The organism is Allobosea sp. NPDC055594, from assembly GCF_053618995.1.
Genome location: NZ_JBSHIO010000006.1, coordinates 105,356 through 132,186 on the forward strand (window position 1 = coordinate 105,356; position 26,831 = coordinate 132,186).

25 protein-coding genes and 1 tRNA gene are annotated in these 26,831 nt (G+C 65.2%); 7 read left to right on the plus strand and 19 right to left on the minus strand.

Annotated elements, in window-relative coordinates; translation table 11 throughout:
• Nucleotides 1-83: 83 nt before the first annotated feature.
• Together ACWGRX_RS14040 and glpK are read right to left on the minus strand one after the other, a co-directional pair.
• A tRNA-Gln gene (locus ACWGRX_RS14040) sits at nucleotides 84-157 on the minus strand.
• 469 nt (nucleotides 158-626) lie between these two features.
• Nucleotides 627-2,135 carry a glycerol kinase GlpK gene (gene glpK / locus ACWGRX_RS14045; RefSeq protein ID WP_452118037.1) on the minus strand — a complete coding sequence of 503 codons (1,509 nt, stop codon included), beginning with the start codon at nucleotides 2,133-2,135 and terminating at the stop codon, nucleotides 627-629.
• A 236-nt stretch (nucleotides 2,136-2,371) separates the two neighbouring features.
• On the opposite strand from glpK, the gene ACWGRX_RS14050 reads away from it, so the two are divergent.
• Together ACWGRX_RS14050 and ACWGRX_RS14055 are read left to right on the plus strand one after the other, a co-directional pair.
• Nucleotides 2,372-3,469 carry a Ppx/GppA phosphatase family protein gene (locus tag ACWGRX_RS14050; RefSeq protein ID WP_452118038.1) on the plus strand — a complete coding sequence of 366 codons (1,098 nt, stop codon included), beginning with the start codon at nucleotides 2,372-2,374 and terminating at the stop codon, nucleotides 3,467-3,469.
• Between the two features lie 14 nt (nucleotides 3,470-3,483).
• Nucleotides 3,484-4,194: an RlmE family RNA methyltransferase gene (locus ACWGRX_RS14055; RefSeq protein ID WP_291636391.1), complete on the plus strand. Its 711-nt coding sequence runs from the start codon at nucleotides 3,484-3,486 to the stop codon at nucleotides 4,192-4,194.
• Nucleotides 4,195-4,206: 12 nt separating this feature from the next.
• Here ACWGRX_RS14055 and ACWGRX_RS14060 read toward each other — a convergent pair whose 3' ends face one another.
• From ACWGRX_RS14060 to ACWGRX_RS14070, 3 genes are read right to left on the minus strand one after another with little or no spacing between them, the layout of a single operon-like run.
• Nucleotides 4,207-4,884 carry an ABC transporter ATP-binding protein gene (locus ACWGRX_RS14060; RefSeq protein WP_452118039.1) on the minus strand — a complete coding sequence of 226 codons (678 nt, stop codon included), beginning with the start codon at nucleotides 4,882-4,884 and terminating at the stop codon, nucleotides 4,207-4,209.
• Nucleotides 4,881-6,128 (minus strand): ABC transporter permease, encoded by a 1,248-nt coding sequence (locus ACWGRX_RS14065; protein WP_452118040.1) that lies wholly within the window; start codon nucleotides 6,126-6,128, stop codon nucleotides 4,881-4,883. Before ACWGRX_RS14065 ends, ACWGRX_RS14060 begins: the two co-directional genes overlap by 4 nt.
• Nucleotides 6,129-6,131: 3 nt before the next feature.
• The gene (locus tag ACWGRX_RS14070) at nucleotides 6,132-7,130 is read right to left on the minus strand and encodes an efflux RND transporter periplasmic adaptor subunit (RefSeq protein ID WP_452118041.1); all 999 of its coding nucleotides are present in this window, start codon (nucleotides 7,128-7,130) and stop codon (nucleotides 6,132-6,134) included.
• A 179-nt stretch (nucleotides 7,131-7,309) separates the two neighbouring features.
• On the opposite strand from ACWGRX_RS14070, the gene ACWGRX_RS14075 reads away from it, so the two are divergent.
• Nucleotides 7,310-7,999 carry a TetR/AcrR family transcriptional regulator gene (locus ACWGRX_RS14075; RefSeq protein ID WP_452118042.1) on the plus strand — a complete coding sequence of 230 codons (690 nt, stop codon included), beginning with the start codon at nucleotides 7,310-7,312 and terminating at the stop codon, nucleotides 7,997-7,999.
• Nucleotides 8,000-8,031: 32 nt separating this feature from the next.
• Here ACWGRX_RS14075 and glpX read toward each other — a convergent pair whose 3' ends face one another.
• The 3 genes from glpX to ACWGRX_RS14090 all read right to left on the minus strand — a co-directional run bounded on the left by glpX (nucleotide 8,032) and on the right by ACWGRX_RS14090 (nucleotide 11,370).
• On the minus strand, nucleotides 8,032-9,030 hold the full coding sequence (gene glpX, locus ACWGRX_RS14080) for a class II fructose-bisphosphatase (protein ID WP_291636401.1): 999 nt from the start codon (nucleotides 9,028-9,030) through the stop codon (nucleotides 8,032-8,034).
• 77 nt (nucleotides 9,031-9,107) lie between these two features.
• Complete coding sequence (locus ACWGRX_RS14085; RefSeq protein ID WP_452118219.1) at nucleotides 9,108-10,448, minus strand: homoserine dehydrogenase; 1,341 nt, start codon at nucleotides 10,446-10,448, stop codon at nucleotides 9,108-9,110.
• Nucleotides 10,449-10,527: 79 nt separating this feature from the next.
• Nucleotides 10,528-11,370: a helix-turn-helix transcriptional regulator gene (locus ACWGRX_RS14090; protein WP_452118043.1), complete on the minus strand. Its 843-nt coding sequence runs from the start codon at nucleotides 11,368-11,370 to the stop codon at nucleotides 10,528-10,530.
• Nucleotides 11,371-11,441: 71 nt separating this feature from the next.
• Here ACWGRX_RS14090 and ACWGRX_RS14095 point away from each other — a divergent pair, with 71 nt between their 5' ends.
• The gene (locus ACWGRX_RS14095) at nucleotides 11,442-11,978 is read left to right on the plus strand and encodes a peroxiredoxin-like family protein (RefSeq protein ID WP_452118044.1); all 537 of its coding nucleotides are present in this window, start codon (nucleotides 11,442-11,444) and stop codon (nucleotides 11,976-11,978) included.
• Between the two features lie 6 nt (nucleotides 11,979-11,984).
• Here ACWGRX_RS14095 and ACWGRX_RS14100 read toward each other — a convergent pair whose 3' ends face one another.
• Both ACWGRX_RS14100 and ACWGRX_RS14105 read right to left on the minus strand, forming a co-directional pair.
• The gene (locus tag ACWGRX_RS14100) at nucleotides 11,985-12,416 is read right to left on the minus strand and encodes a hypothetical protein (protein WP_452118045.1); all 432 of its coding nucleotides are present in this window, start codon (nucleotides 12,414-12,416) and stop codon (nucleotides 11,985-11,987) included.
• A gap of 180 nt (nucleotides 12,417-12,596) precedes the next feature.
• The gene (locus ACWGRX_RS14105; RefSeq protein ID WP_291636408.1) at nucleotides 12,597-13,817 is read right to left on the minus strand and encodes an LL-diaminopimelate aminotransferase; all 1,221 of its coding nucleotides are present in this window, start codon (nucleotides 13,815-13,817) and stop codon (nucleotides 12,597-12,599) included.
• Nucleotides 13,818-14,212: 395 nt separating this feature from the next.
• Between ACWGRX_RS14105 and ACWGRX_RS14110 the strand changes: the two genes are divergently transcribed.
• The gene (locus ACWGRX_RS14110) at nucleotides 14,213-14,989 is read left to right on the plus strand and encodes a C40 family peptidase (protein ID WP_452118046.1); all 777 of its coding nucleotides are present in this window, start codon (nucleotides 14,213-14,215) and stop codon (nucleotides 14,987-14,989) included.
• A gap of 79 nt (nucleotides 14,990-15,068) precedes the next feature.
• On the opposite strand, the gene ACWGRX_RS14115 is transcribed toward ACWGRX_RS14110, so the two are convergent.
• The gene (locus tag ACWGRX_RS14115; RefSeq protein ID WP_291649858.1) at nucleotides 15,069-15,422 is read right to left on the minus strand and encodes a hypothetical protein; all 354 of its coding nucleotides are present in this window, start codon (nucleotides 15,420-15,422) and stop codon (nucleotides 15,069-15,071) included.
• A 109-nt stretch (nucleotides 15,423-15,531) separates the two neighbouring features.
• On the opposite strand from ACWGRX_RS14115, the gene phaC reads away from it, so the two are divergent.
• Nucleotides 15,532-17,373 carry a class I poly(R)-hydroxyalkanoic acid synthase gene (phaC, locus tag ACWGRX_RS14120; RefSeq protein ID WP_452118047.1) on the plus strand — a complete coding sequence of 614 codons (1,842 nt, stop codon included), beginning with the start codon at nucleotides 15,532-15,534 and terminating at the stop codon, nucleotides 17,371-17,373.
• Nucleotides 17,374-17,535: 162 nt separating this feature from the next.
• On the opposite strand, the gene ACWGRX_RS14125 is transcribed toward phaC, so the two are convergent.
• On the minus strand, nucleotides 17,536-18,903 hold the full coding sequence (locus ACWGRX_RS14125) for an OmpP1/FadL family transporter (RefSeq protein ID WP_452118048.1): 1,368 nt from the start codon (nucleotides 18,901-18,903) through the stop codon (nucleotides 17,536-17,538).
• Between the two features lie 469 nt (nucleotides 18,904-19,372).
• Between ACWGRX_RS14125 and ACWGRX_RS14130 the strand changes: the two genes are divergently transcribed.
• Nucleotides 19,373-20,221 carry a fumarylacetoacetate hydrolase family protein gene (locus ACWGRX_RS14130; protein ID WP_452118049.1) on the plus strand — a complete coding sequence of 283 codons (849 nt, stop codon included), beginning with the start codon at nucleotides 19,373-19,375 and terminating at the stop codon, nucleotides 20,219-20,221.
• Between the two features lie 293 nt (nucleotides 20,222-20,514).
• Here the strand turns inward: ACWGRX_RS14130 and argC are convergent, their stop codons facing one another.
• The 7 genes from argC to ACWGRX_RS14165 all read right to left on the minus strand — a co-directional run bounded on the left by argC (nucleotide 20,515) and on the right by ACWGRX_RS14165 (nucleotide 26,799).
• The gene (gene argC, locus ACWGRX_RS14135) at nucleotides 20,515-21,447 is read right to left on the minus strand and encodes an N-acetyl-gamma-glutamyl-phosphate reductase (RefSeq protein WP_452118050.1); all 933 of its coding nucleotides are present in this window, start codon (nucleotides 21,445-21,447) and stop codon (nucleotides 20,515-20,517) included.
• A 246-nt stretch (nucleotides 21,448-21,693) separates the two neighbouring features.
• A complete protein-coding gene (locus ACWGRX_RS14140) occupies nucleotides 21,694-22,209 on the minus strand; it encodes a P-loop nucleotide/nucleoside kinase family protein (RefSeq protein WP_452118051.1) in 516 nt (171 codons plus the stop codon).
• Between the two features lie 94 nt (nucleotides 22,210-22,303).
• Complete coding sequence (gene speB / locus ACWGRX_RS14145) at nucleotides 22,304-23,263, minus strand: agmatinase (protein WP_452118052.1); 960 nt, start codon at nucleotides 23,261-23,263, stop codon at nucleotides 22,304-22,306.
• Between the two features lie 20 nt (nucleotides 23,264-23,283).
• The gene (locus ACWGRX_RS14150; protein ID WP_291636422.1) at nucleotides 23,284-23,562 is read right to left on the minus strand and encodes a hypothetical protein; all 279 of its coding nucleotides are present in this window, start codon (nucleotides 23,560-23,562) and stop codon (nucleotides 23,284-23,286) included.
• Between the two features lie 205 nt (nucleotides 23,563-23,767).
• Nucleotides 23,768-24,520 (minus strand): SDR family oxidoreductase, encoded by a 753-nt coding sequence (locus ACWGRX_RS14155; protein WP_452118053.1) that lies wholly within the window; start codon nucleotides 24,518-24,520, stop codon nucleotides 23,768-23,770.
• A gap of 734 nt (nucleotides 24,521-25,254) precedes the next feature.
• A complete protein-coding gene (locus ACWGRX_RS14160) occupies nucleotides 25,255-26,025 on the minus strand; it encodes a hypothetical protein (protein WP_452118054.1) in 771 nt (256 codons plus the stop codon).
• A gap of 111 nt (nucleotides 26,026-26,136) precedes the next feature.
• Nucleotides 26,137-26,799, minus strand: a complete 663-nt coding sequence (locus ACWGRX_RS14165) for a recombinase family protein (protein ID WP_452118055.1) — start codon at nucleotides 26,797-26,799, stop codon at nucleotides 26,137-26,139.
• Between the last annotated feature and the right edge of the window lie 32 nt (nucleotides 26,800-26,831).

The window sequence follows — 26,831 nt, forward strand, 5'->3', positions numbered from 1 at the left end:
GCGCTTGACGCGACAGCCTGCCGCGTCACTCCGATTTGTTACCACGTTTTTGATTTTCGCTTTAAATCAACCACCTAGCGAAGTGGCTGGGGGACTAGGATTCGAACCTAGACAACCAGAGTCAGAGTCTGGGGTCCTACCGTTAGACGATCCCCCAACGGGCGCGCTGTGCGTCGCGTCGGATGGCGCGGGTCTAACGAACCTCGGCGATGGTTGCAAGCCTTGTGTGACAGATTTCGACAGGCCGGCGCGAAAGATTGTGCAGGCCCGGCGCCGGCCGCTCGAACGCCCGCCGACGGCGCCAGGAGCCAAGCACATGCAGCCGGCCTGTCGGCGCCTCGCCAGAAGCTGGCGGGCAAGCGGCGCGCGCAGCCATTGCGGCACAGCGGCGGCCCGCGCGCCGGGCAAGAAGGCTGGGCAAGTAGGCTGGGAATGGTTCGTTCGTTAAAGGCCGCAGGAAAGCGAGCCGGAGCTGGCTGGCAGCCACGCGCCCGAGCAACCGGAGCAGCTGCCCGATGCCGTGAAGGGAGGCCATGAGCCAAGGCCCCTGCCGGTCGAGCAGGCGCTCCCGCGCCGTCTTTCTCTCCGGCACCGCCCGCCCGGGGCCACCGCTGCGTCGGCCCACCCTAAGGCGATGTGCTGCTGAGCGTGCGGCGCACCGCATCGCGCCAGCCCGCGACCAGCGCCCGGCGCGGTTCTGCCGCCAAGGTCGGCGTGAAGCGACGCTCCAGCCGCCAGCGATCGCCGAACTGGGCCGGCTCGGGCAGCAGGCCTGCGTCGAGGCCGGCGAGATAGGCAGCTCCGAGAGCCGTGGTCTCGAGCACCTCCGGGCGGTCTACGGGCGCGGAAAGGATGTCGGCGAGGCGCTGCATCGTCCAGTCGGAGGCGACCATGCCGCCATCGACGCGCAGCACCGTCCCCGCCCCCTCGGCCTCCGGCCAGTCGGCGCGCATCGCCTCGAGCAGATCGAGTGTCTGGAAGCAGACCGCCTCCAGCGCCGCGCGAGCGAATTCGCGCGGGCCGGTATTGCGGGTCAGGCCGAACATGGCGCCGCGGGCGTTGGCGTCCCAATGCGGGGCGCCGAGCCCGGTGAAGGCCGGCACGAGATAGACCTGCTGGCCGGGATCGGCATTGGCCGCCAGCGGCCCGCTCTGCGAAGCCCGCTCGATGATGCCGAGTCCGTCGCGCAGCCATTGCACCGCGGCGCCGGCGATGAAGATCGAGCCCTCAAGCGCATAGTGACGCTCGCCGCCGAACTGATAAGCGATGGTGGTCAAAAGTCGGCTTTGCGAAGCGACGGCCTTGGCGCCTGTGTTGAGCAGCGCGAAGCAGCCGGTGCCATAGGTCGATTTCAGCATGCCAGGCGAAAAGCAGGCCTGGCCGATGGTCGCCGCCTGCTGGTCGCCGGCGATGCCGCGAATCGGGATGGCGCCGCCGAACAGCTCGGGTTCGGTCTCGCCGAACAGCGCGGCGCAATCGCGCACCTCCGGCAGCAGCGAAGCGGGAATGTCGAGCAGCGCGAGCAGCTCCGCGTCCCATTCGCCGCGATGGATGTCGAACAGCATGGTGCGCGAGGCGTTCGTCGCGTCGGTGGCATGGACGCGCCCGCCGGTCAGGCGCCAGAGCAGAAAGGAATCGACCGTACCGAAGGCGAGCTCGCCCCGCTCCGCCCGTTCACGCGCACCAGGCACATTGTCGAGGATCCAGGCGATCTTGCTGCCGGAGAAATAGGGATCGAGGCGCAGTCCGGTGCGGGCAGCGACCAGACCCCCATGGCCTTGCGCCTCAAGCGCAGCGCAGCGCTCGGCGGTGCGCCGATCCTGCCAGACAATGGCGCGGTGGATCGCCGCGCCGGTGCGCCGGTCCCAGAGCAGCGTGGTTTCGCGCTGATTGGTGATGCCGATGGCGGCAACCTCGCCGGCCCCTGCCCCGGCCTGGACGAGCGCCTCGCGACAAACCGCCAGCGTGCTCTCCCAGAGGTCCTCCGGCTCGTGCTCGACCCAGCCGGAAGCCGGATAGTGCTGCACGAACTCCTGCTGGGCGCTGGTCACCGGCCGCAATTGCGCATCGAACAGGATGGCGCGCGAGGAAGTGGTGCCCTGGTCGATCGCCAGGATCAGGTGCCGCGCCGCCATGCCGTCTCTCCCCTCGCCTTCGCCGCCAGGATCTGGTGCCCCGATGCGCCGGAGCTTTGCCGCCAAGCCGCTGTTCAGGCAAGCGCCGTTGCCGGCGGGCAATGCTTCGCCTTCGCAGGTTCTGCTTGGCAGGCGCGTCGCGCTGTTGTTACGCTGCCCGGGAATGGAAACGCTCCGGCTTCTGGCCGGGCTCCGGCGGGTCATCGCGATGACCCCGGCCGGCAAAGGATTGCAAGGTGACGGTCGAGGACCGCCAGGAATCGGACGGCCCCGCCGTGGCAGCCCGCGCTGCGACGGGGGATGGCGTCGTGGCCAGCGCCGGCGGCCGGGAGGCACCGAGCCATCCGCGCCGCCCGACCGCGACCTATGCCGCGCTCGATCTCGGCACCAATAATTGCCGCCTGCTGATCGCGCGGCCCGCTCAGCACGGTTTTCGCGTCGTCGATGCCTTCTCGCGAATCGTGCGGCTCGGCGAAGGGCTTTCGGCGAGCGGGCGGCTCGGCGAAGGCGCGATGGAGCGCGCCGTCGAGGCGCTGAAGATCTGCAAGAGCAAGATGGACCATCGCGGCGTCACCCGCGCCCGGCTGGTCACCACCGAAGCCTGCCGGTCGGCGGCAAACGGCGTCGACTTCGTGCAGCGTGTCGGGCGCGAGGCCCAGCTCGAGCTCGAGATCGTCGACCAGCGCACCGAGGCCTCGCTCGCCGTCACCGGCTGCGCAGCGCTGGCGGCCCCCGGCGCCGATTCGGTCATCGTCTTCGACATTGGCGGCGGCTCGACCGAGATCGTCTGGCTCGGTGGCCGCGAATCCGGGCGCGATCCGGCCGCGCGAATCCGCGAATGGGCTTCGCTGCCAATCGGCGTGGTCTCGGTCGCCGAGCGCTATGGCGGCGTCGAAGTCGGGCGCGAGCTGTTCGAGCGGATGGTGACGGACTGCAGTGCCGCGCTGAAGCCGTTCGCAGACAAGGCCGCAACCGCGCGCCTGGCTGCGGGCTTCCACCTGCTCGGCACCTCCGGCACGGTCACCACCGTCGCGGGCATCCATCTGCGGCTGCCGCGCTATGATCGCCGCCAGGTCGACGGGCTCTGGATGCGCGAGGCCGACGTGCTGAGCGTGATCGATGAGCTCGTGGCGATGGATTATTCGCAGCGCCAGGCCAATGCCTGCATCGGCCGCGACCGGGCCGATCTCGTGCTGGCGGGCTGCGCCATTTTCGAGGCGATCCGGCGGGCCTTTCCGAGCCCGATGGTGCGGATCGCCGATCGCGGCCTGCGCGAGGGCATACTCCTGCGCATGATGCATGAAGACCGGGCTTGGTGGCGACGCCGCCAATGAGCTAAGTGCAGGGCATGAACCCGTCCAAACCGAGCGGCGGCGCCCGCGACCTGCGCGTCAAGGTCAAGAAGCCGGCCAAGCGCAGCCATTCCTCGCAGCTCTGGCTCGAGCGGCAGCTGAACGATCCCTATGTCAAGCGCGCCCGCGAAATGGGCTATCGCTCGCGGGCGGCCTTCAAGCTCGCCGAGATGGATGAGCGCTACAAATTCCTCAAACCCGGCCAGAAGCTGCTCGATCTCGGCTGCGCGCCGGGCGGCTGGTGCCAGGTCGCCGCGGCGAAGATCGGGCTCGAGAAGGGCAAGGGCCGGATCGTCGGCATCGACCTTCTGCCGGTCGACCCGATTCCGGGGGTTGAGCTGATCCAGCTCGATTTCATGGCCGATGAGGCCCCTGCCCTGCTGACCGAGAAACTGGGCGGCAAGGCCGATGGCGTGATGTCGGACATGGCGGCCAACACCACCGGCCACAAGAAGACCGATCACCTCAAGATCATCGGCCTGGCCGAGGCGGCGCTCGAATTCGCCAATGACGTGCTGGCGCCAGGCGGATTCTTCCTCGCCAAGCTGTTCCAGGGCGGCGACAGCGCCGAACTACTCAGCCAGCTCAAGCGCGACTTCACCAGCGTGCGCAATCTCAAGCCGGCGGCGAGCCGCGCCGATTCCTCCGAGCTCTACGTGCTCGCGACGGGTTTCCGGCGCAAGAACGAGCCAGTCTCCGAAGACTGACGCGCGCCCGGCTCAGCTTGCAGCCAGCCTGCCATCGACGAGATGGATGCGCCGGCTCGCCCGCGCCGCCATGTCGGTGTCGTGAGTCACGGCGATGACGGTCTTGCCACGCTCGCGCACCAGCGCATCGAGGATCGCGAAGACCTGCTCGGAGTTCTTGCTGTCGAGGCTGCCTGTCGGCTCGTCGGCCAGCACGATCGGCGGATCGTTCGCCAGAGAACGGGCGACCGCGACCCGCTGACGCTGCCCTCCGGAAAGCTGATCGGGCCGCTTGTCGAGATGGCCGGCAAGGCCGAGCGCTTCGAGCAGTTGCGTCGAGCGCGCCCGCATCGCGGCCTTGTCGAGGCGCCCGAGCCGCCGCATCGGAATCTCGACATTCTCGCGCACGGTGAATTCCGGCAGCAGGAAGTGGAACTGGAAGACGAAACCGAGCGTCGCCAGCCTGATCTGCGCCCGCTCGCGCTCGCCGAGTTCCGCCGTGTCGCGGTCAGAGATGCGCAGCACGCCGGCGCTCGGCCGGTCGAGCAAGCCGAGCAGATAGAGCAGCGACGACTTGCCGGATCCGGATGGTCCGGTGATCGCGACGAATTCGCCCTCGCCGATCGACAAGGTCACGTCCTGCACCAGCGTCACCGGCACGATTCCGGGCAGGATCCGGGTCAGCCCCACGGTCTCGATCAGCGTGCTCATGTCGCCCCCCGGATGATGTCGACCGGGTTGAGCCGCGCCGCCTGCCGCGCCGGCAGATAGCCGGCGATGCCGGCCGAGGTCAGCGCGAAGCCGGCGGCGATCAGATAGTGCCAGATGCTCCAGGCCAGAGGCAGGCGCGTGATCTCCTGCGCGACCGCTGCGCCCGACAACTCGAAGCGTACGAGCGAGAGCGCAAAGCAGAGTCCGAAGCCGACGGCCCAGCCGATCAGCGAGCCGCAGGCCCCCAGCGCCAGCCCTTCCAGCAGGAAAAGCCGGCGCATATCGGCCTCGGTGAACCCCAGCGATTTGAGAATGGCGATATCGCGCGCCTTCTCATGGGTGATCGTCGAGATGATGTTGAAGATGCCGAAGCCGGCGACGAGGAGGATGGCGCCGACAACGGTGTACATGATGACGTTTCGGATCACCAAAGCCTCTAGCAGCGATTCGTTCGCCTCCTGCCACGCCACGGCCTTGTAGCCGACCTGCGCCTCGGCCCGTCGCGCCACCTGCGGCGCAGCGTTCGGATCGTCGAGCTTCAGCCTGATCTCGTTGATCGCGTTCGGCCGCTCGCTCAGGATCTGGGCGTTCTTGAGCAGCACATAGCCCTCGCCCTCGTCGCGGGCGGTCGTGCCGGTGTGGAACAGGCCGACGATCTTGAAGGCGCGGCTCTGACCGGTCGCCGAGACGACCGTGACCGTCGTGCCCAGCCCGGCGCCGAGACGCTGGGCCAGCCGGCTACCGACGACGATGTTGTTGCCGCCCGCGATCAGCGAGGCGAAGCTGCCCTCGCGAAAATCCTTGGTCAGCGAGGATATCTGCATCTCGGCCAGCGGCTCGACGCCGATGATGCCGATGCCGACATCGCGCCCGGCATAGCGCACCACGCCCTGCGTCTTCAGGCTGAGCGCCATCTTGCCGGGCACCCAGGCGCGCAGCATCGCGGTCACCTCCGTCGGGTTCAGGATGCCGCGCCGGTCCTCCCGGGGGCGCAGTCCGGCGATGTGCAGCGCCGCGAACTCGTCCTGCGCCGGCTGCCGACGCACGGCGCGGCGCTCATCAGTGACGTCGACATGCGGCATGGTGTCGACGAGCTTGGCGATGAAATCATCCTCGCCGCCCTGCATCAGCGAGGCCATGGCGATCGAGAAGCCGACGCCGAGCGCGACGCCGAGCACGGCGACCAGCGTCTGCCGGCCCCGCCCGATGATATGCGTCAGCGCGAGTGTCAGGATCAGCGGCATCGCTTACTCATCCCGCAGCCGGATACGGGCGCCCTCGCCCAGCTTGTCCGGATAGGGCGCGATGACGCGCGCCTCTTCGGGCAGGCCCGACAGCACCTCGACCTCGCCGGTGCCGCGAATGCCGATCGCGAGTTCGCGACGGCGGGCGACGCCCCCCTCGGCGAGCACGACGGCATTGCCCTGGACCGCATTGACCGGCAGCAGCAGCGCGTTGCGCGCGACACGCACGATGATGTTGAGCTCCGCCGTCATGCCGATCAGCAGCGGCGTGTCGTCGGGCAAGGCAAGATAGACCCGGTAATTCTTGGCGACGGGATCGCCCTTGGGGGTGATGCTGTCGACCGTCGCCTCCAGGGTCCGGCCGGGAAAGGCGTCAGCCCGGATCAGGGCGCGCTGGCCCGGCTTGACCTGCGGGATGTCCTCCTCGTTCACCTCGGCGACGATGCGCAGCGGCTTCGCTTCGCCGATCCAGAACAGCACCGTTCCGGGCTCCGCGATCTCGCCGACCTCGCCATCGCGGCGCAGGACGGTGCCGCTCATCGGCGCCCGCAGGATGTGGTTCTCCAGCCGGGCGGTCTGGCCGGCGACCAGCGCCGCCGCCTGCCCGACCTCGCTGCGGACCCGGTCGAGCGCCTGCTGGCTCATGACGTTGCGCTCGACGAGGACGGCCTGGCGCTCGTGCTCGGCAGCGGCGAGTTTGTGGCGGGCCTTGAGCTCGGCGAGGGCGGTCTCGGCGAGGACGCTGTCGAGTCTGGCCAGGACCTCGCCCTTCTCGACCCGGCGGCCCTCGCAATCGCAGCGCTCAACGATGCGCTCGCGCACGAGCGGCGTGACCTTGGCCCAGTTGCGCGGCTCGACGACGCCGGTGGCGTAGACGATATCGGCGGCATCGCCGCGCCTGGCGGTCACGGTCGCGACCGCCGCGGGCCGGCTATAGGACCAGAAGGCCGCGCCTGCCCCCGACAGCACGACGAGCACGATGAGGCTGCGAACGATCTTCAAGGCATTCCCCTGCGCAGGCCTCGGCGGCGAGCGGACGAAATCGGCTTGCAAGGCAGGCCCGTCGACGCGTGATCGCCGTTGCATCACCCGCCGCCATAGCCGTATCATGCATTAGACCGACCGTCGGTCATTTTACCGACCGCGGGTCGGTCGTCAAGAAGACGCGAGATCGGAACCGCATGCCGCGCATCGTCAAACATCCGGAGGATCGCAGGAGCGAGCTACTCGACTGCGCGCAGGCGCTGTTCTTCGAGCATGGCTATGAAGGCACGACAATCAGCGACGTCATTGCCAAGGCGGGCATTTCGAAGGGCGGCTTCTACCACCATTTCGCGTCGAAAGAGGCGCTTCTGGAAGCGCTCGCCGCCCGCTTGGCGCATGAGGCGGTCGCCAAGGTCCGCGACGTGCTCGACGACCCCACCCTCGGCGCCCTCGACCGCCTGAACAGCTTCCTCGCCCGCTCGCGCCAGACCAATCTGGAGGATGCGCCGAAGCTGCGGGCGGCCTTCGACGTGGTTTTCCGCCCGGAGAACATCGTGCTCTACCACCGGGTCAATGCCGCCTCGATCGCGGTGATGCTGCCGGTGCTCGCCGGCATCATCGCGGAAGGAGCGGCCGAGGGCGCGTTCGCGGTGTCCGCTCCGGAGGATGCGGCCGAGACGATCCTGCATCTCGGCGCCAGCGCCCATGACGCCTGGGGACGAGCGATCGCAGTCTCTGGAACAGCGGAAGAAGAAGCGGCGATCGAAGCGCTCGAGCGCCGCTTCCAGTTTCTCGGCCTCGCGGTCAACCGGATTCTCGGCCTGCCGGACGGCAGCGTGATCTTCGTCGAGCCGGGCTTCATGCGGGCAGTGATGACGGCGCGCTGAAAGCACGCGCCGCCCTTCTCCGCGGCAGCGTCTCAGTCGAGGTTAAACTTCGCGAACTCGCGATGCTCGCCATAGATCCGGCGGACCGTGCCGGTGATCGAGCGGTAGACGATGGTCTCGGTCTCGATCACCTCGGGCCCGAAGCGCACGCCGGAGAGCATGCCGCCATCGGTGACGCCGGTGGCGCAGACGATGACGTCGCCCGAGGCCATCTCGGCCATGTCGTATTTCTTGTTCGGGTCCTTGACGCCCATGGTCGCGGCGCGCTGGCGCTTCTCCTCGGTGTCGAGGATCAGGCGGCCCTGCATCTGGCCGCCGACGCAGCGCAGCGCCGCCGCGGCGAGAACGCCCTCAGGGGCGCCGCCAATGCCGAGATAAAGGTCGATACCGGTCTTCTCCGGCTCGGTGCAGAAGATCACGCCGGCGACGTCGCCATCGGTGATCAGGCGGATCGAGGCGCCGGTCTTGCGGACTTCGGCGATCAGCTTCTCATGGCGCGGGCGGTCCATGATCAGCGTGTTGATCTCGTGCGGCTTGACGCCCTTGGCCCTGGCCAGCGCGTTGATGTTGTCGGCGGCCGAGGCGTCGAGGTCGACGATGCCAGCCGGGTAGCCCGGGCCGATGGCGATCTTGTCCATGTAGACGTCAGGCGCGTAGAGCAGATGGCCGGCGCCGGCCATCGCCATCACGGCGATCGAGCCGGGCATGTCCTTGGCGCAGAGCGTCGTGCCTTCCAGCGGATCGACGGCGATGTGGACCTTCGGACCCTGCTTGTTGCCGACCTTCTCGCCGATGAAGAGCATCGGCGCCTCGTCGCGCTCGCCCTCGCCGATGACGATCTCGCCGTCGATCGGCAGGCGGTTGAGCTCGCGCCGCATCGCGTCGACGGCGGCCTGGTCGGCAGCCTTCTCGTCGCCATGGCCGCGCAGGCGGGCAGCGGCGACGGCGGCGCGCTCGGTGACGCGCACCAGTTCCATCGAGAGATAGCGCTCAATGATCTGGTCGGGCGAGATGCGAAGATCGACGGACATGGTGTTTCCTCTATTTTCGGCGGTCGGCGGCGCGGTAACCGGCAGCGGAAGCACTCCGCGACCGCCCGGCCGCCATCCTATTCGCGTTCGATGCGGATGACCTGAGGTGCTTCCGAAATATGACCATCGGCGCCGACCTTCTCCAGCGCGCCGCGGATCGCGCGCTCGCTGGTGGCATAGGTGATCAGGACGACCGGAACCGGCGCACCGGAGCGCCCGCCGGGATCGCGCGCCGCAGCGGCCTCCGAACGGCGCTGGACGATGCTCTCGAGCGAGATGTTCGCCTCGGCCATGCGGGTCGCGATCGCGGCAGCTGCGCCCGGCCGGTCGGCGACCGCCAGACGGATGTAATACCCGCCCTCATGGCGCTGCATCTCGGCACGAACCGGAGCCTCCAGCCGCGCGACCGGCAGGCCGAAGGGCAGGCCAGCGGTGCCGCGGGCGACATCGGCGATGTCGGCGATCACCGCCGAGGCGGTCGGGCCGCCGCCGGCACCCGGACCGACCAGCGTGATCTCGCGCACCGCATCGGCGTCGATGGTGACGGCGTTGGTGACCCCCATCACCTGGGCGATGGCAGACGACTTCGGCACCATGGTCGGGTGGACGCGCTGCTCGATGCCGGTCTTGGTGCGCTCGGCGACGCCGAGCAGCTTGATCCGGTAGCCGAGCTCGTCGGCCATTTTCAGATCGAGCGGCGTGATCGAGGAAATGCCTTCGACATGAATCGCTTCGGCGTCGATCTTCGTACCGAAGGCGAGGCTGGTCAGGATGGCGAGCTTGTGGGCGGTGTCGAAGCCCTCGACGTCGAAAGTCGGGTCGGCCTCGGCGTAGCCGAGCCGCTGGGCGTCCTTCAGGCAGGCCTCGAAGGTCAGCCCCTCCAGCTCCATGCGCGAGAGGATGTAATTGCAGGTGCCGTTGAGGATGCCATAGAGCCGGGAGACATTATTGCCGGCCAGCGCCTCGCGCAGCGTCTTCACCACCGGAATGCCGCCGGCCGAGGAAGCCTCGAAGGCGAGCGCCGCGCCCTTGCTTTCGGCGAGTTCGGCGAGCGCCACGCCATGGGCGGCGAGCAGCGCCTTGTTGGCGGTGACGACCGGCTTGCCGGCGGCGAGAGCCGCCTCGACTGCCTGCTTGGCAGGTCCCTCGGAGCCACCGATCAGCTCGACCAGACAATCGATTTCCGGCGAAGTCGCCAGCGCCACCGGATCGTCGAACCAGCTCAGGCCGGCAAGATCGATGCCGCGGTCGCGATTGCGATCGCGTGCCGAAACCGCGGTGACGCGCACCGGCCGGCCGCAGCGCGCAGCGAGCGCATTCTCCTGCCGTTTCAGGATGGTGGCGACCGCCGCACCGACGGTGCCGAGGCCGGCGATGCCGACGCGAAGAGGCCGGAAGTCAGGTGGCGGAGCGTGCATGGTCATGTCGCGCGGGGTCGCATGAGGCGTGCGGGGAGTCAACGGCGAAGGGCGATGGAATCCGCCGCGATGCGTCGGATTATGCCGATGAGGGCAGGTATTGCGATCGGACCGGACCACGCTCCGCCTCAGCCAGGCGCGGCGAGGCGCCCTCCTCCGCTCTCCCCCCATGCCGTCTTGCGACCGGCGGCTCACCGAAAGCGCGCTGATAGGCCCGCGAGAAGGCGGCCGCGCTGCCATAACCGATGCGCCGGGCGACCAGCTTGACGAGCCCTCCGCGCTCGAGCTCGCGCCGGGCCAGCACCATCCGCCAGCCGGCGAGATAGGCCATCGGGGTCGCCCCCACCACGCGCGGGAACAGGGTCATGAAGCGGGTGCGCGACATGCCGGCGATCGTCGCGAGGTCGTCGACGCGCCAGTCGCGCGCCGGCGCATCCTGCATGGCGACGAGCGCCGGAAAGAGCTGGGGATGCGACAGCCCGGCCAGCAAGCCCGGCTGGGTTGTGCCGCGCTCGATCATGTGGCGCAGCAGCAGGAGCAGCAGCAACCTGCACAGATTGTCGAGCGCGACCTGACGGCCACAGCGCCGCGCCGAGGCCTCGACCGTCAGCAGCTCGGCAACAGCCAGCAGCGTCGGAGCCGCCTCGAAAGCGAGCTCGACCCGGCTGGGCAACGCCGCGATCAGCGGATTTTCCCGGCCGCCGAAGTCGATCCTGACCGCGGCCAGCACCTCGCCTTCGCCGTCATGAGCCCCCGGCCCATGCGGCAGGAAAACCAGCGAGCGCAAGACCTGCTCCTGCCCGGTGACCTGCCCGGTCAGGATGAGATTGGCCGCGGCGGGCGCGACCTGCTGCGCGGCGACATCGAAGGCCGCGAAGAAGCTCGACAGGCGATCCCGCCCCAGATCGGAACTTTCGATCATGCCATTCGAACTTTCCATACTTGAGAATATGAACAAGGTCGGGCAGCTGCAACAGCAACCAGGAACAGCCCATGCTCATACCCCGCCAGCCCGCTCCCGCCCTTGCCGTCGACACGCTCGCTCATGGCCGCTTCGACCTGAGCACGGCCTCGCCGGAGCGGTTCACTCTGGTCTGCTTCTATCGGGGGCTGCACTGCCCGCTCTGCGCCACCTATCTGAAGGAACTCGAGCGTCTGGTGCCGGAGTTCGCCAGCCGCGGCGTGGAGACGATCGCGATCAGCAGCGACGGCCAGAGCCGTGCCGCCGAAATGGCGGAGAAGATCGGCGCCGAAGCGCTCAGGATCGGCTACGGGCTCGCCCTGGAGACGGCGCGCGCCTGGGGGCTGTACATCTCGGCCTCTCGCGGCAAGACCTCGATCGGTATCGAAGAGCCGGCGCTGTTCTCGGAGCCCGGCGTGTTCCTGATCCGATCGGACGGGACGATCTATTATCTCTCGGTCCAGTCGATGCCGTTCGTTCGGCCGAGCTTCGCCGAGATGGTCGCAGCGCTCGATTTTGTCATCAAGAGCCAGTACCCGGCACGCGGCGAGTTCACCGGTGCAGTCTGATCTCGCCTATTCGAAGCGGCAGATCACCTCTGCCGCGAGGCGCTTCAGCTTGCCCTCGCTGAAGCCGAGATAAACGCGCAGGACCTGATTGCCGAAAGCCGTGATCTTGATGGTGCGCAACGCCTCGAGGCTGTCTCCATGCGAGACAGTCGAATTTTCGTTGACCGGCTTCCAGAACCAGGGCTTCGGCGGGCGGATCACCGTCTCCGCCAGGATCTTCTCGGCCTCGGCCTGTCCCGTACCGATCGGCAGATAGCGTTCGACGATCCCGGTGGCGTCACGGCCGCATTCGCGCGCCTTGGTCGCCTCCAGCAGCTCCCCGATCAGAGCCGAATCGGTTTCGGTCGCGCGACCACGCGAGAAATCATAGGTCGCGAACAGGCAGACCAGTGCGAAGAGACCGAAGATGACCCCGATCACGCGGCCTTTCGAGACCATATCCCCCTGCCTCTCCTCAGCCAGCCATTCCGGCCGCTCCGGTTCCCATGTTTTCGCGATGCGGTCCAGCCCCGTCGCGCCCCGGCGCCGTTACGCCGCAGCGACATCGTCGAGACGCGGAATGCGCAGGGGGCGGCGCAACGCCGCCCCGGGGATCGATAGATCGGAGGGCGGCCGATCTCAGCCGGCCTTCGGGATCTGGATGACGTTGTGCAGCGTCTGGTCGGCGGTCTTGAGGAAGCGGGCGATATTGCGCGCCGCCTGGCGGATGCGCTGCTCGTTCTCGACGATGGCGATGCGGACGAAATCATCGCCATGCTCCCCGAAGCCGATGCCCGGAGCAACCGCGACCTCGGCCTTCTCGATCAGGAGCTTCGAGAATTCCAGCGAGCCGAGATGGCGGAATTTCTCCGGGATCGGCACCCAGGCGAACATCGAGGCCTGCGGCGCGGGGAAATCCCAGCCCGCCTTGGTGAAGCTCTCGACCAACGCGTCACGGCGCTTGCGATAGATCTCGCGCATTTCGCGGATGCAGTCGTCCGGGCCGTTCAGAGCCGCCGCGGCGGCGACCTGGATCGGCGTATAGGCGCCATAGTCGAGATAGGATTTCACGCGCGCCAGCGCGGCGAGAAGCCGCTCATTGCCCACGGCGAAGCCCATGCGCCAGCCGGCCATGGAGAAGGTCTTGGACATCGAGGTGAACTCGACGGTGACGTCGATCGCGCCGGGCACCTGCAGCATCGAGGGCGGCGGGTTGCTCTCGTCGAAATAGACCTCGGCATAGGCGAGATCCGAGAGCAGGATCAGCTCGTGCTTCTTCGCGAAGGCGACGAGATCGCGATAGAAATCGAGCGAGGCGGTATAGGCGGTCGGGTTCGCCGGATAGCAGGTGACGAGCGCGATCGGCTTCGGCACCGAATGCATCATCGCGCGCTCGAGCGCCGGGAAGAAGGCCGGCGTCGGCTCGGCCGGAACCGAGCGGATGACGCCGCCGGCCATCAGGAAGCCGAAGGCATGGATCGGATAGCTCGGATTGGGAACGAGCACGACGTCGCCCGGTCCGGTAATCGCCTGCGCCATGTTGGCGAAGCCCTCTTTCGAGCCAAGCGTGGCGACGATCTGCGTGTCCGGATTGAGCTTCACGCCGAAGCGGCGCTGATAGTAATTCGCCTGGGCACGGCGCAGGCCGGCGATGCCCTTGGAGGCGGAATAGCGGTCGGTGCGGGGCTTGCCGGCGGTCTCGACCAGCTTCTCGATGACGTGCTTCGGGGCCGGCAAATCGGGATTGCCCATGCCGAGATCGATGATGTCGACGCCCTTGGCTCGCTCGGCTGCCTTGATCTTGTTGACCTGCTCGAAAACGTAAGGCGGCAAACGCTTGATGCGGTGAAAATCGGTCATCTTGCTAAACGGTCCCTGGCCGAGCCGGCATTGAGGCGCGCCGAATGCGTCAAATCACATTCCTTGCGCCAAGATGCTCTAGCACTGCAACTTTCGGCGCGACAGGCCCAAAAACGCAAGAATCGTCGAAGCGCGACGCAAGGTCTCAGCCGCGGCACCAGCCTCCGCCGGAACGCCACGGCGAAGCTGCGCTCCAGCGCCATCGTCGCCGATACGTTCGGCTTTGCCCGAGACCTGACCGAACATTAATTTGCTCGCCAACGCCCCGACATGCGCCGGCGCCTATCTGTCGGGATGGCTGAGGCGAATCGCAGGCTGAAGGTTCGCAGTGCCCGTGCCATCGTCCTTGCAGGGCCCCGCGACCTCCCGCCCCGGCATGGCGAGGCGCGACCGGCATGAGATTATCCGCAACGATGCTCGATCGGATCGGCCAACGGCTCGCCGGGTTTCTCCTGCGCGAGCGGCCGGGCCGCGAGCCTTTCACGCCATCCGATCCCGAGGAACTGCGGCGCAGCTTGCGACCGGGAGATGTCGTGCTCGTGGCCGGCTCCAACCGGGTTTCGACGGCCATCAAATATCTGACGCATTCGACCTGGTCGCATGCCGCGCTCTATGTCGGAGACGTCCTCGGCCCGCCGAAGATCGGGGACGAGCCTCATACGCTCATCGAAGTGGTTCTCGACGCGGGCTGCCGGTCGATTCCCCTTTCCAACCTCGAACATTTTCACACGCGCATATGCCGGCCGGTCGGACTGACCGACGCCGACCGGCGCAGCCTGGTCGATTTCATGATCTCGCGACTCGGCATTTGCTACGACACGCGCAACATCATCGACTTGGCGCGCTACCTGCTGCCGACGCTGCCCGTGCCATCGCACTGGCGCCGCCGCATGATCGCACTCGGTTCGGGGGAGCCGACGCGGGCGATCTGCTCGACCTTGATTGCGGAAGCGTTCGAGCACGTCGGCTATCCGATCCTGCCGCGCATCGAACTCGGCCCGGCGATCCAGCGCGGCCCCAATGACTGGCGCCATCAGGAACTGCTGCATATCCGGCATTTCAGCCTCTACGCGCCCGCCGATTTCGACATCTCGCCCTATTTCCAGATCGTCAAGCCGGGGCTGGACGAGGGCTTCGACTACAAGGCTCTGACATGGGGCGACGGCCCTTGAGGCCGAACGCGCGACAGGACCTCCATGGGCCCATCACCGTCCGCCATCCGCGGACGGTGACCGGCAGACTCGCCCAGGCTCAGTTGCTTGGCTGCGCCTCCGCCGGCGCGGGCGGCGGCGTCTTGCCCAGGCTCTGCGCCTGCGCTCCGGCGGCTTCGTTGGAAATCCGCTTCGCTTCGAGCTCAGCCTCGAGCTTCTTGAATTCCTCAACGGTCTTGCGCTTGGCGTCGCGCGTGACCGCCGAGCCGACCGGCACGTATTTCGGGTCTTGCGGCCTGGTTTCGAGCACGAAAGGCTTGGGCTCGGCCGGCTTGGTGGCGAGATCGGTGAACTCCGCGACGCCGCGCGCAGCCTCACAGCCGCCGAGCAGCATGCCGAGCAGCGCAGCTGCGCAAACGACCTTCAGCGAGGTCCGGACCAGGGCTTGGGGCATTGCCGGGGCTCTCACGATTTTCCTTTGTCACTCTTATCAGTTAGGTCCTTAATGGGTCCGCAATGCGGAGTTCAACTCCCGCAGAACGCAATCGCAAGGGAGCGATACCATGAGGCCACCGGCCGGCAGCAAGGGCAAGAGTGCGCAGGCCCAGGCCGAGCCGCCGGTGCTCGACGCGCCGACGCTGCCGGATTTCGACGCAATGGCGCAGAACATGGGCAAGCTGGTCGAACAGGCCGGCAAGGTGACCGCCGCCTATCTGAAGCCGATCGAACGCGGCGAAGCCAAGACCGGCGCCGCCGACGAGGCCAGCGAGATGGTCAAGGTGCTCGGACGGGTGGCCGAGCGCTGGGTCAGCGATCCCCATAAGATCATCGAGGCCCAGGCCTCCATCACGACTGATTTCCTCAGCCTGTGGAGCGCGACGCTGAAGCGGCTGGGCGGCGAGCCGGCCGAGCCGGTGATCGAGCCGGAAAAGCGCGATGCTCGCTTCTCCGATCCCGAATGGCAGAGCCATCCGGTCTTCGATTTCGTCAAGCAAGCCTATCTGCTGTCGTCACGCTGGGCCGAGAGCATGGTCGAGCAGGCCGAGGACCTCGACCCGCACACCCGCGACAGGGCGCGCTTCTACGTCAAGCAGATCGCCGGGGCCCTCTCCCCCTCGAATTTCGTCGCGACCAACCCGGAGCTGCTGCGCGAGACCCTGGCCCAGAACGGCGAGAATCTGGTGCGCGGCATGAAGATGCTGGCCGAAGACATCGAGGCCGGCGGCGGCGAGCTCAAGATCCGGCAATCCGACACGCGCGCCTTCGAGGTCGGCGTCAACATCGCGACGACCCCTGGCAAGGTGATCTATCGGAACGAGATCATCGAGCTGATCCAGTACGCGCCCGCGACGCCGAAGGTGCTGAAGCGGCCACTGCTGATCGTGCCGCCCTGGATCAACAAGTTCTACATCCTCGACCTCAACCCCGAGAAGAGCTTCATCCGCTGGTGCGTCGAGCAGGGTCTGACGGTCTTCTGCATTTCCTGGGTCAACCCCGACCATCGCCATGCTCTGAAGGATTTCGAGAGCTATATGCGCGAAGGCATCTTCGCGGCGCTCGAGGCGGTCGAGCAGGCGACCGGCGAGAAGCAGGTCTCCGCGATCGGCTATTGCGTCGGCGGCACGCTGCTCGGCGTCACCCTCGCCTATATGGCGGCCATGCGGGACAAGCGCATCGCCAGCGCCACCTTCTTCACCACGCAGGTCGATTTCTCCAATGCCGGCGAACTCTCGGTCTTCGTCGACGAGGACCAGATCCGCACTCTCGAGGAACAGATGGCCGAGCGCGGCTATCTCGATGGCGCACGCATGGCCGGCGCCTTCAACATGCTGCGACCGAACGACCTGATCTGGTCCTATGCGGTCAACAACTACCTGAAGGGCAAGGCTCCGACCGCCTTCGACCTGCTCTACTGGAATTCGGATTCGACGCGGATGCCGGCGGCGAACCACTCTTTCTATCTGCGCAACTGCTATCTCGACAACAAGCTGACCAAGGGCGAGATGCGGATCGGCGGCAAGCTGCTCGACCTCGGCAAGGTCACCATCCCCGTCTACAATCTCGCGACGAAAGAGGACCATATCGCACCCGCGAAATCGGTCTTCATCGGCTCGCAATCCTTCGGCGGCCCGGTCGACTACGTCATGGCCGGTTCCGGTCACATCGCCGGCGTGGTCAACCCGCCGAGCAAGGTGAAGTACCAGTACTGGACCGGCCCCCGGCCCGAAGGCGCCTTCGAGGACTGGGCCAGGCAGGCGCAGGAGCATCCGGGCTCCTGGTGGCCGCATTGGTTCGCCTGGCTCGCGGAGCAGGCGCCCAAGCAGGTCGAGGCCCGGATCCCCGGCGACGGCAAGCTCACGCCGCTCGAAGACGCGCCGGGCAGCTATGTGAAGGTCAGGGCCTGACCCAAGTGCCCCCGCGGTCTGTGCGCGACCTTCGCGCCGACCCTGACCGAACGAACGCTCGCACGGGCCGGCCAAGCAAAGTGGTCTCGGCCCGCCGCTCCCGGCTCTCTGAACGAAAAAGCCGGCCCGAAGGCCGGCTTTCGCGTCGCTCTCTGGCGAAGATCAGTATTTGCGGACGACCGGGCGAACCGGAACCGTCTCGGTCGGATTGTCCCAGCGATAGGTGAGAGCGGCCGAAACGATGTGAACGTAGGGCTCGGCCTCGGCCGTGTAGGAGATCGCCCGCAAGGCCGGGTTCACGACCTGCTGGGGATGATTGCCGGTATAGTTCACCTTGGCCTTGTTGACGTGGATATAGGTGTAGCCGACATCGACCTTCAGCTTCTCGGTGAGCTGATAGCTCGCACCAGCGCTGAGCCAGAGCCGGTCATTGTCCGAGATGAAGATCTGGCGGTTGTAATCGTTGACGGCCGAGAGCTCATAGGCGACGCCGGCGCGGAGCGTCAGGTCACGGTTGTACTTGTATTCCAGACCCGCCGAGAAGTACCAGCTGTCGTCATACTGGAAGTTCAGGCTGGTGACCGGCGCCCCGGTGAGCTGGCTGACCACCGGGATGTTGCGGAACCGGCTCCAATTGGTCCACTCGACGCCAAGATGGGCCTGCCACTGGTCGTTGATGACCTGAGAAACACCGAGGACCACGGAATCGGGCAGGTTCAGATTGGCCTTGACCGGGAAGGCGGCCGTCGGCGTCGGCCCCGTCGAGACGCGCATGGTGCCTTCCAGCGTCTGCCGGACCGAGGAGCGATAGCCCAGGCCGATCGTGGTGCCGTCGAACGGCGTCAGCGTGAGGCCGAGGCGATAGCCGAAATCGATCGTGTCGCCTTCGATGATGATCGGCGCGGCGTTCGCGGCGATGCCATTGGCCTGCTTCAGACTGGCGTTGAACCACTGGATCTGCATGGCAGCGCCGACGGAGAGCCAGTCATTGACCTTGTAGCCGACCGTCGGCGCGACGTTGAAGGTCTGCACCTTCGCCGAACGGCCGAAAGCCTGCGCCGCATTGACCTGGTTGTCGGGCTTCGAACGCAGACCGAAGGGCGCGCCGGTGGTGAGGCCGATCCAGAACCGGTCGGTGAGCTGCCAGGCGGAATAGGAGGCCGGGATGAAGCCGCCATCGCCGCCGATATTGCCGGTTCCGAGCGGGCTGCCGCCGGCTGCCTGGATCGGCACGCGACCGCGCGGGGTCAGGACCGTGGTCGTCGAGGTCGGCTGATAATCGCCGCTGGCATAGAGATAGGTGAAGTTCCACTGGCTGTGGCGGCCGGGAAACATGGTGATCGTCGCCGGGTTCCAGGCCATGGAGCCCATGCCTATGCCGCCGGCGGCGGCGCCGGCATAGGCCATGCCGAGGCCCTCGGCGCTCTGTCCGCTGCGGATCGCGAAGGAACTGGCCGACGCGGCACCAGCCGCCAGCAGTGCGGCGAGCGAAACCGTTGCAGCGGCAGTGTATCTCCGAAGGCTCGTCATCGCGGCGTCTTTCCCCAGGCTGAGGTTCTTGTTGGCACCGCCTCGGCCATGCCGGACGGAATCTGACAGCCAGCATGCCGTGAGCCCCCGCCTGCCGCAATCCCGCCGCGTTCGCCGCAATTTCGCCATGCCTCGCCCTGGCTGTCGCAAGGGAAGCGCGAAAAACGGGCAGAAACAGCGGTTTTAGGGAGACCGAATCCGAGTCGGGTCGCGGAATAGATAGTTTATATAAGAACTATTGCCGGTTTTGCGTTGTGCACCGCAAAATGCGGCATTTTCTCCCCTCCACGGTCGATTGTTCTTTGCTGAACAGCGTTGCAAAAGCATCACAGCCACCGGCTCCCCGCCGAGCAGGCATGCCATGCGCGCGCGCGGGCTTGCGCAGCGCGCCCCGTCCGCACAGGATCGGCGCGGCCCTCGGCCCTTGGCGGCCGCTCACTTTGAAACGATTGAACTAGGGGGAAACGACGTGAAATTGGTTCGTTATGGTGCGTTTGGTCAGGAAAAGCCCGGTCTGATCGACGCGGCCGGAAAGCTGCGGGACCTGTCCGCGCATGTGTCCGACATCGCCGGTGCGGCGCTGAAGTCGGCCTCGCTCGGCAAGCTGAAGGGCATCGCGCCCGAATCGCTGCCGCTGGTCGAGGGCGAACCGCGAATCGGCGCCTGCGTCGGCGATGTCCGCAACTTCATCGCGGTCGGCCTCAACTTCGCCGACCATGCCGAGGAAACCGGCTCGCCGATCCCCAAGGAGCCGATCCTGTTCAACAAGGCGCCGAACTGCATCGTCGGCCCGAATGACGACGTCATCATTCCGAAGGGCTCCGAGAAGACCGACTGGGAAGTCGAGCTCGCGATCGTCATCGGCGACGGCGGCTCCTATATCGAAGAGAAGGACGCGATGGCGGCGATCGCCGGCTTCTGCGTCTGCAACGACGTCTCCGAGCGCGCCTTCCAGATCGAGCGCGGCGGCCAGTGGGCAAAGGGCAAGGGCTGCCCGACCTTCGGTCCGCTCGGCCCCTGGCTGGTCACCCCGGACGAGATCGCCGATGTGCAGAATCTCTCCATGTGGCTCGAGGTGAATGGCGAGCGCGTCCAGAACGGCTCGTCCAAGACCATGATCTTCGGCGCCGCCTATCTCGTCCACTATATCAGCCAGTTCATGCGGCTCGATCCAGGTGATGTGATCACCACCGGCACCCCGCCCGGCGTCGGCCTCGGCTTCAAGCCGCCGCGCTTCCTGAAGGGCGGCGAGACCGTGACGCTCGGCATCGAGGGGCTCGGCACGCAGAAGCAGAAGTTCAAGGCTTACGGAGCCTGATAAAAAAGCGCCGCCGGGGCTGTTCGACCCAGCCCGGGCGGCGCACGTCCCGACAACGTCTGGCGCAGCGGAGACAGTTCCGTTCGCGCCCTTGCCGAAGATCGGCATGCGGACGCGACCAAGAACAGGCTATGCGCGTCAGCCCGGCGCCCCTCATCCCCCATTTGGGGGGTCGAGACGAAAAAATTCACGAGCAAACCGCAGATGCAGATTTGAACTGCGGGGACCCGGCATGAAAATGGCCCGACTCGCGCCGGGCCATTCGTCAAATCGCCGGCCGATGCCGGGCCCGGTCAGGCCTCGGGCAGACCGAGCATCAGGCGGATGTTCTGCACCGCGGCCCCGGACGCCCCCTTGCCGAGATTGTCGAGCCGCGCCACCAACACCGCCTGGCCGAGCTCGTCGTTGCCGAAGACGCGCAGTTCGAGCTTGTTGGTGTCGTTCAACGCCTGCGGCTCGAGCTTGCCATCGGCGGTAGCCGGCAGCACCGAGACGAAGCTCGAGCCGGCATAGCGGGACGACAGAGCCTCATGCAGATCGGCAGTCTTCGGCTTGCCCGGCAGTGCGCCCAGATGCAGCGGCACGCTGACCAGCATGCCCTGCCGGAAATTGCCGACCGACGGTACGAAGATCGGCCGCCGCTCCAGCCGCGAATAAAGTTGCAGCTCCGGCAGATGCTTGTGCTTCAGGCCGAGGCCGTAGAGTTCGAAATCCGGCGCCGTGCCGGCCTCATAGGCCTCGATCATCGCCTTGCCGCCACCGGAATAGCCGGAGACGGCATTCACCGTGATCGGATGGTCGGCGGGCAGCAGGCCAGCGTCGACAAGCGGGCGCAAGAGCGCGATGCCGCCGGTCGGATAGCAGCCGGGATTGGAGACGCGGTTGGCGTTGGCGACCTTCTGCGCGAAGCCGGGCTCCAGCTCGGCGAAGCCATAGGTCCAGTCCGGCGCGACGCGGTGCGCGGTCGACGCATCGACGATCTTCGGCGCCTGGGTGCCGAGCTCGTCGGCGAGCGCGACCGATTCCTTCGCCGCATCGTCGGGCAGGCAGAGCACGACGAGGTCGACGCCAGCCATCATCTCCTTGCGGGCGGCCGGATCCTTGCGCTTTTCCGGCGCGATGCTCTTGACCACCACCTCAGGCACCGCAGCGAGGCGATCGCGGATGCCGAGCCCGGTCGTGCCGGCCTCGCCGTCGATGAAGATGGATTTCAGGTTCTGGCTCATCGGACCCTCGCAAGGTGTCTGGTGGAAGCGGGCGGAACTGGTTGGCTGGCTTTGGAATTCGCCCTTGTCGCAAAACCGGACATCACTTTTGCGACGGGCATAAAAAAACCGCGCTCTCTGGCGCGGTCGCGGGCGTTCGGACTTCTAGCCGAGCGTCATCGCGGGCGCGCCGGGGCGGCCTGTTCGGTGCGACGTCGGGTCGGGTTCATGGTCATGCGGCGTATATGTTCCCTGCCCGGCCGCCTGTCAATCGGCGCGACGCTTGACGAATGACAAGCGCTCTTCGATCAGCCGCAAGGACTCTTCCACCGACAGAACGGCCGTATCGACGATCAGCCTGTCGCCCGACCAAGGCTCATAGGCATGTGCCTCCACCGAGTTCCAGTCCGGGACCACAAATCCGGCGATATCAGGGGTTCGCTGCTCCACCCTGCGGCGATGCTCCGCCTTGTCGGAACAGAGGACTTCGATGTCGAGATGCGACACGGCTGATGTGCGGGCGAGCTCGCGCCAAGCTGCCCTGCTCTCGGACACAGGATTCACGCAGTCGGCCACCACGGCCTTGCCGAGCGAAAGGTTCCCACCCGCGATGGCGAGAGCGACGACATAACCCGCCGGCCCGATATCGCTGCCGGGGGACGCGGTGCGAAGCGCATGCTCAATGCTGTCGATACGCAGATAGGTCGCCGACTGCCTTGCCGAGAGCTCGCGGGCAAGGGTCGTCTTGCCACTGCCAGGAAGTCCACTGAAGACGATCAGCACAGGAGTATCCGGTTGGCGAGATTGATTTGCCCAGAGTTTCGAAGCGCTTGAGCCATATCCCTGCCAGGATGATTCAAGTGCCTCGAAATCCGATTCAGCGCGCGGCCTTCTTCAGCGCCAGCGCCTGAATGTAGTGCTGCGCCACCGCCGCCCCTGCGATCGCAGTCGCATCGGCGTGATCGTAGGGTGGCGAAACCTCGACGATGTCCATGCCGCGGAAGTCGAGATCGCGGATCGCCCAGACCATCTGCAGCGCCTGCGCCGACGAAAGCCCGCCGGCGACCGGCGTGCCGGTGCCGGGCGCGAAAGCCGGGTCGACCGCGTCGATATCGAAGGTGAGATAGGCCGCCCCTTGCCCGACGCGCTGCTTGATCCGCGCCGCAACGCCCTCGACGCCGAGGGCGTGGGCCTGGTAGCCATCGAGCACCTCGATGCCGCAATCGCGCGGCGCGACAGTGCGGATGCCGACCTGGATCGAGCGCTCGACATCGATCAGATCCTCACGCACCGCCTCGAGCACGAAGGTGCCGTGGCTGATCGCTCCGACTCCGTCATCCCAGGTGTCCTGATGCGCATCGAACTGCACGAGCGCCAGCTTGCCGTGCCGGGCGACATGGGCGCGCAGCAGCGGCAAGGTGATGAAATGGTCGCCGCCAAGCGTGACGAGATGGGCGCCGGTCGCGATGATCGCGGCGGCCTCGGTCTCGATCGCCCGGGCGCAGCCCTGAAGGTCACTGCGGGGCAGCATGCAATCGCCATAGTCGACGGCGGCCAGGATCTCGAACGGATCGACCCGCGACGGGTACTGCGCGTCACCGTCGAAAATCGCGCTGACGCGGCGCATGGCCTGCGGTCCGAAACGGGTTCCGGGCCGGTTCGAGACGGCCAGGTCGAAGGGGACACCCCAGATCGCGAGGTCGCAGCCGGCGACGTCCTTGCTGTAGCGCCGGCGCATGAAGGAGAGCGCGCCGGCATAGGTCGGATCATGCGCCGGGCCCTTGCGGCCGCCGGTGAAAGCGTGGTCGATCGTCGGGGTTTCGGCAGGTTCGGTCATGGTCGGTTCCTGAAGAAGGCTCAGCGGCGGCCGCTCAGCCAGACATGGAGACACCAGGGCAGGATCAGGGCGAGCCCGGTGAGAACGAGGCGAAGGGTCGTCCAGGCGATCGGATGCTGCAGCGCCCGGCCGTCGAGCTCGGGCACGCCATGGATCAGGCCGAGCGCGAAGGCCGGCGCCAGGAAGATCACCAGCGCATTGAAGATCCGCCGCCCGCGCGGCAGATCGGTGCGCGCCAGCGCCAGCAGAGCCGGCACGGCGACCATGCCGAAAGCGATCAGGACGAGCAGGACGCGCATGAGCAGCCTTCTGCCGGGTGAATGAGCAGCCGCTTTAGCACGCCGGCCGTCCGGTTCCAGCCATGAACGGCCGGAAGCGGGCGAACAACCTCTTCTGCCCGGCTATGGCATCGGACCGAAAAGCGGACTCCACTTTTCGGAAAATTCCGATGCGATAACAAAAAGATAGATCGCCGTAACCGCGTCCGAACGGACGCGCGGCGATCTAGCGCCCGCCGCCGACCCGAATGATCGAGCCGACCATGTAGGACGCCGCCTCCGAGAGCGCGAACAGCACCGCTTCGGCGATCTCCTCGGGCTGCGCGACGCGCTTCAGCGGGATCGTCGGGGCGATGCGGGCGACGCGGCCGGGATCGCCGGTCGAGACGGCGTGGATGTCCGTCTCGGTCATGCCGGGCGCCACCGCATTGACGCGGATGCCCTGCGGCGCGAGTTCCTTGGCGAGGCCGACGGTGAGGGAATCGACTGCCGCCTTCGAGGCCGCGTACCAGACATATTCGTCGGGCGAGCCGAGACCGGCGGCGATCGAGGAGATGTTGACGATCGAACGGTTCTTCGCGGCCGTATTGGCGAGCAGGGCCCGCGCCGCCTCGCGCGCCACCAGGATCGCGCCTGTGACGTTGAGATCGATGCAGGCGCGGATGACCTCCGCCTGCGCCGCGACGAGCGGGCTCGACTTGCCGGTGATCGCGGCATTGTTGACCACGGCGGTCAACGGCCCGAGCGCGGCCTTGGCCTCGGCGAAGACGCGGACGATGTCGGCCTCCAGCGCCATGTCGCCCTGCAGCGCCACGGCCTTGGCCCCCGCCCGCTCGCAGGCAGCGACGACCTCTGCCGCCGCAGCGGCATTGCCCTGATAGTTGACGGCGACGTCATAGCCGCGCTCGGCGGCGAAACGGCAGATGGCGGCACCGATGCCGCGGCTGCCGCCGGTGACGAGAAGGACGGGACGGGGCATGGAAAGCTCCTTGGCGCGGTCTCCGGCTCGGATCCTGCGCGTCATCGTGAATGGCGAGCCATCAAAACGAAAAAGGGCGGCTCTTGCGAGCCGCCCCGATGCATGGCCGGCAGAAAGCCGGCGAGTGCCTTGCCGATCAGCGCTTCGAGGACAGGAATGTTTAAAAACGCAATTATTACAGCTACTTACGAAGCGATAAATACCATGTCAATTCTTTGTCAATTCAACCGAAGCCGATTTGGCACTCATCCCCCCTCATCGGGCTTAGGCTGATCAGCACTTTCAGCTATAAATTTCCTGAAGCTCCCAGTCGGCCTCGCTTCGATCAGGGCGGAAATCGCTCGCTCCAACTGCATCGCCGAGCCATGCTTGCCAATTCGCTGTCGACGAATGAGTTCCGTGGTTACTGCAAAGCCGATAAAAGCACATTTCTCATTTGAAAGCGCCATTATCTTTTATCGCTTCCACTACTATAGAATTTCTTGATGATTTGCCTTATGATAAACGCCTTTGAACGAGCCGAATTACCTGCATCAAATTCTATTAATTTTAATATACCTTCACCTATTGAAATTGTTATTCTTTTCATTTTCGATATTTAATCATCCTCTACTATATCGATTGCATTACATATTTTTTCTTGAACTTCTCTTCCACCTGAAATTCTATATCCCTTCGAAACTGATTGCCTTATCACAGCTGCCAGATAAGGATCACATCTTAAATCAAGCGCATCAACTAACTGTATTATTGCGTCTGCGTCGAATTTCTCTAATACGATATACTTTATTTTCAAAAATCTCTCCTATTTTTGCATTAAGATTCACTCCTCTAGAATCTGTTGTTCTAGAAGGTTCATTTTTATCGTTTAGCTTGCCCATGATAACCCGCTTAAGCCTAGGTCTCCGGGCCGTTACTCTTCCTAAACTCCAGTTGTCAAAGGAGTAAATCAAGGAATCGTCAGTTCCGGCATGCTTTGCGCAATACCCGCAAACCTTTTCATAATCATCATCTATAGATACACAGCTATAATCATCTTCATTCGTAGAATTGATTAGTGAAAGCCATTTTTTCTGTAACACGTCGTTGCCAGTTGCGATTTTGGCCAGATAAGAATCCAATGAAACTAAGATATGATAATGACCATAACAACTACGACCGAATTTCGTCCTATTCTCAAAGAAAGCCATAAATGGAGGCCATTCTTCGTAACTTCGCATGAATACGTCTTCTGGCAACAGTACCTTGAAAAAATACTTCAGATATATCCCCGCAGCCTTGCAAAGTTTCTCGTAAGATTCCGCATCTCTATCGCGAGTTGAAATCCAATCAGAAAGCCGCTTCGAATTGATGGTTATCATTATGTTTGGCCGCATACCAACAGCCTGCTCTAATATGAATTTTGCAACATTCACATTTTGACTATTATTATATACATTGTAAAATTTCGAACTGATGTACTCCAGTTTGCAATCATGTTTTAAATCAATAATACTATCACTCAATATTTCACCAAACTCCTTTCATTATTATTTATCTATATTCATCACTCAGATGAGATGATAATTCATGATAATTTTGCATGACCACTTGTTCTATAGTCATGACAGCTAAAACTAGGCGCCAATGTCACGCAAAATTCGCGAAACAGAAACGTGCGACACGCGGTGCCCCCGCTGACGCAAAGCATCGGCGATTGCGCGAAGAGAACTACCCGAAGCCTTCATCTGGAGAGCGAGACGTACAGCAGATTGCTGCTCGACATCGGGAATGAGCTCCCCCTCATCACTACGAACGAACCCAAAAGGCACACTGCCTCCGAGATACCGGCCTCGACTCCTCTGGTCCCTCTTAACCTCCGCGATCCGCTCCCTTATGCGGTCACGCTCCGCTTCAGCGACGGCGGATAGGATCGTAAAAACCAGCCGCGAAATGCCGTTGCCCGTAACATCTCCGCCGAGATCGATCATATGGAGACCAACCCCGCGCTCTTTGAGCTTGCCGAGAACGTCAAGCGCGTCCAGCGCGGATCGGAACATGCGATCAAGCTTGGCAGTGATGACCACATCACCCGGTTTCAGCGAAGCCAAGAGCGCAGCGCCTTCCAGCCGATCACCAATCGGCTTGGCTCCCGAAACCCCTCGTTCAACGAAGAAGCGCTCGACCACCAGCCCATGCATCATGGCGTAGCCTTCGACAGAGCGCCGTTGCGCCTGAAGACTCTCGCCTTCTGAGGCCTGTCGATCCGTTGAGACCCTCAGATAACCATAGGCGGCCATCAACTGCGTCCCATCGTGATCATCATTGTTAA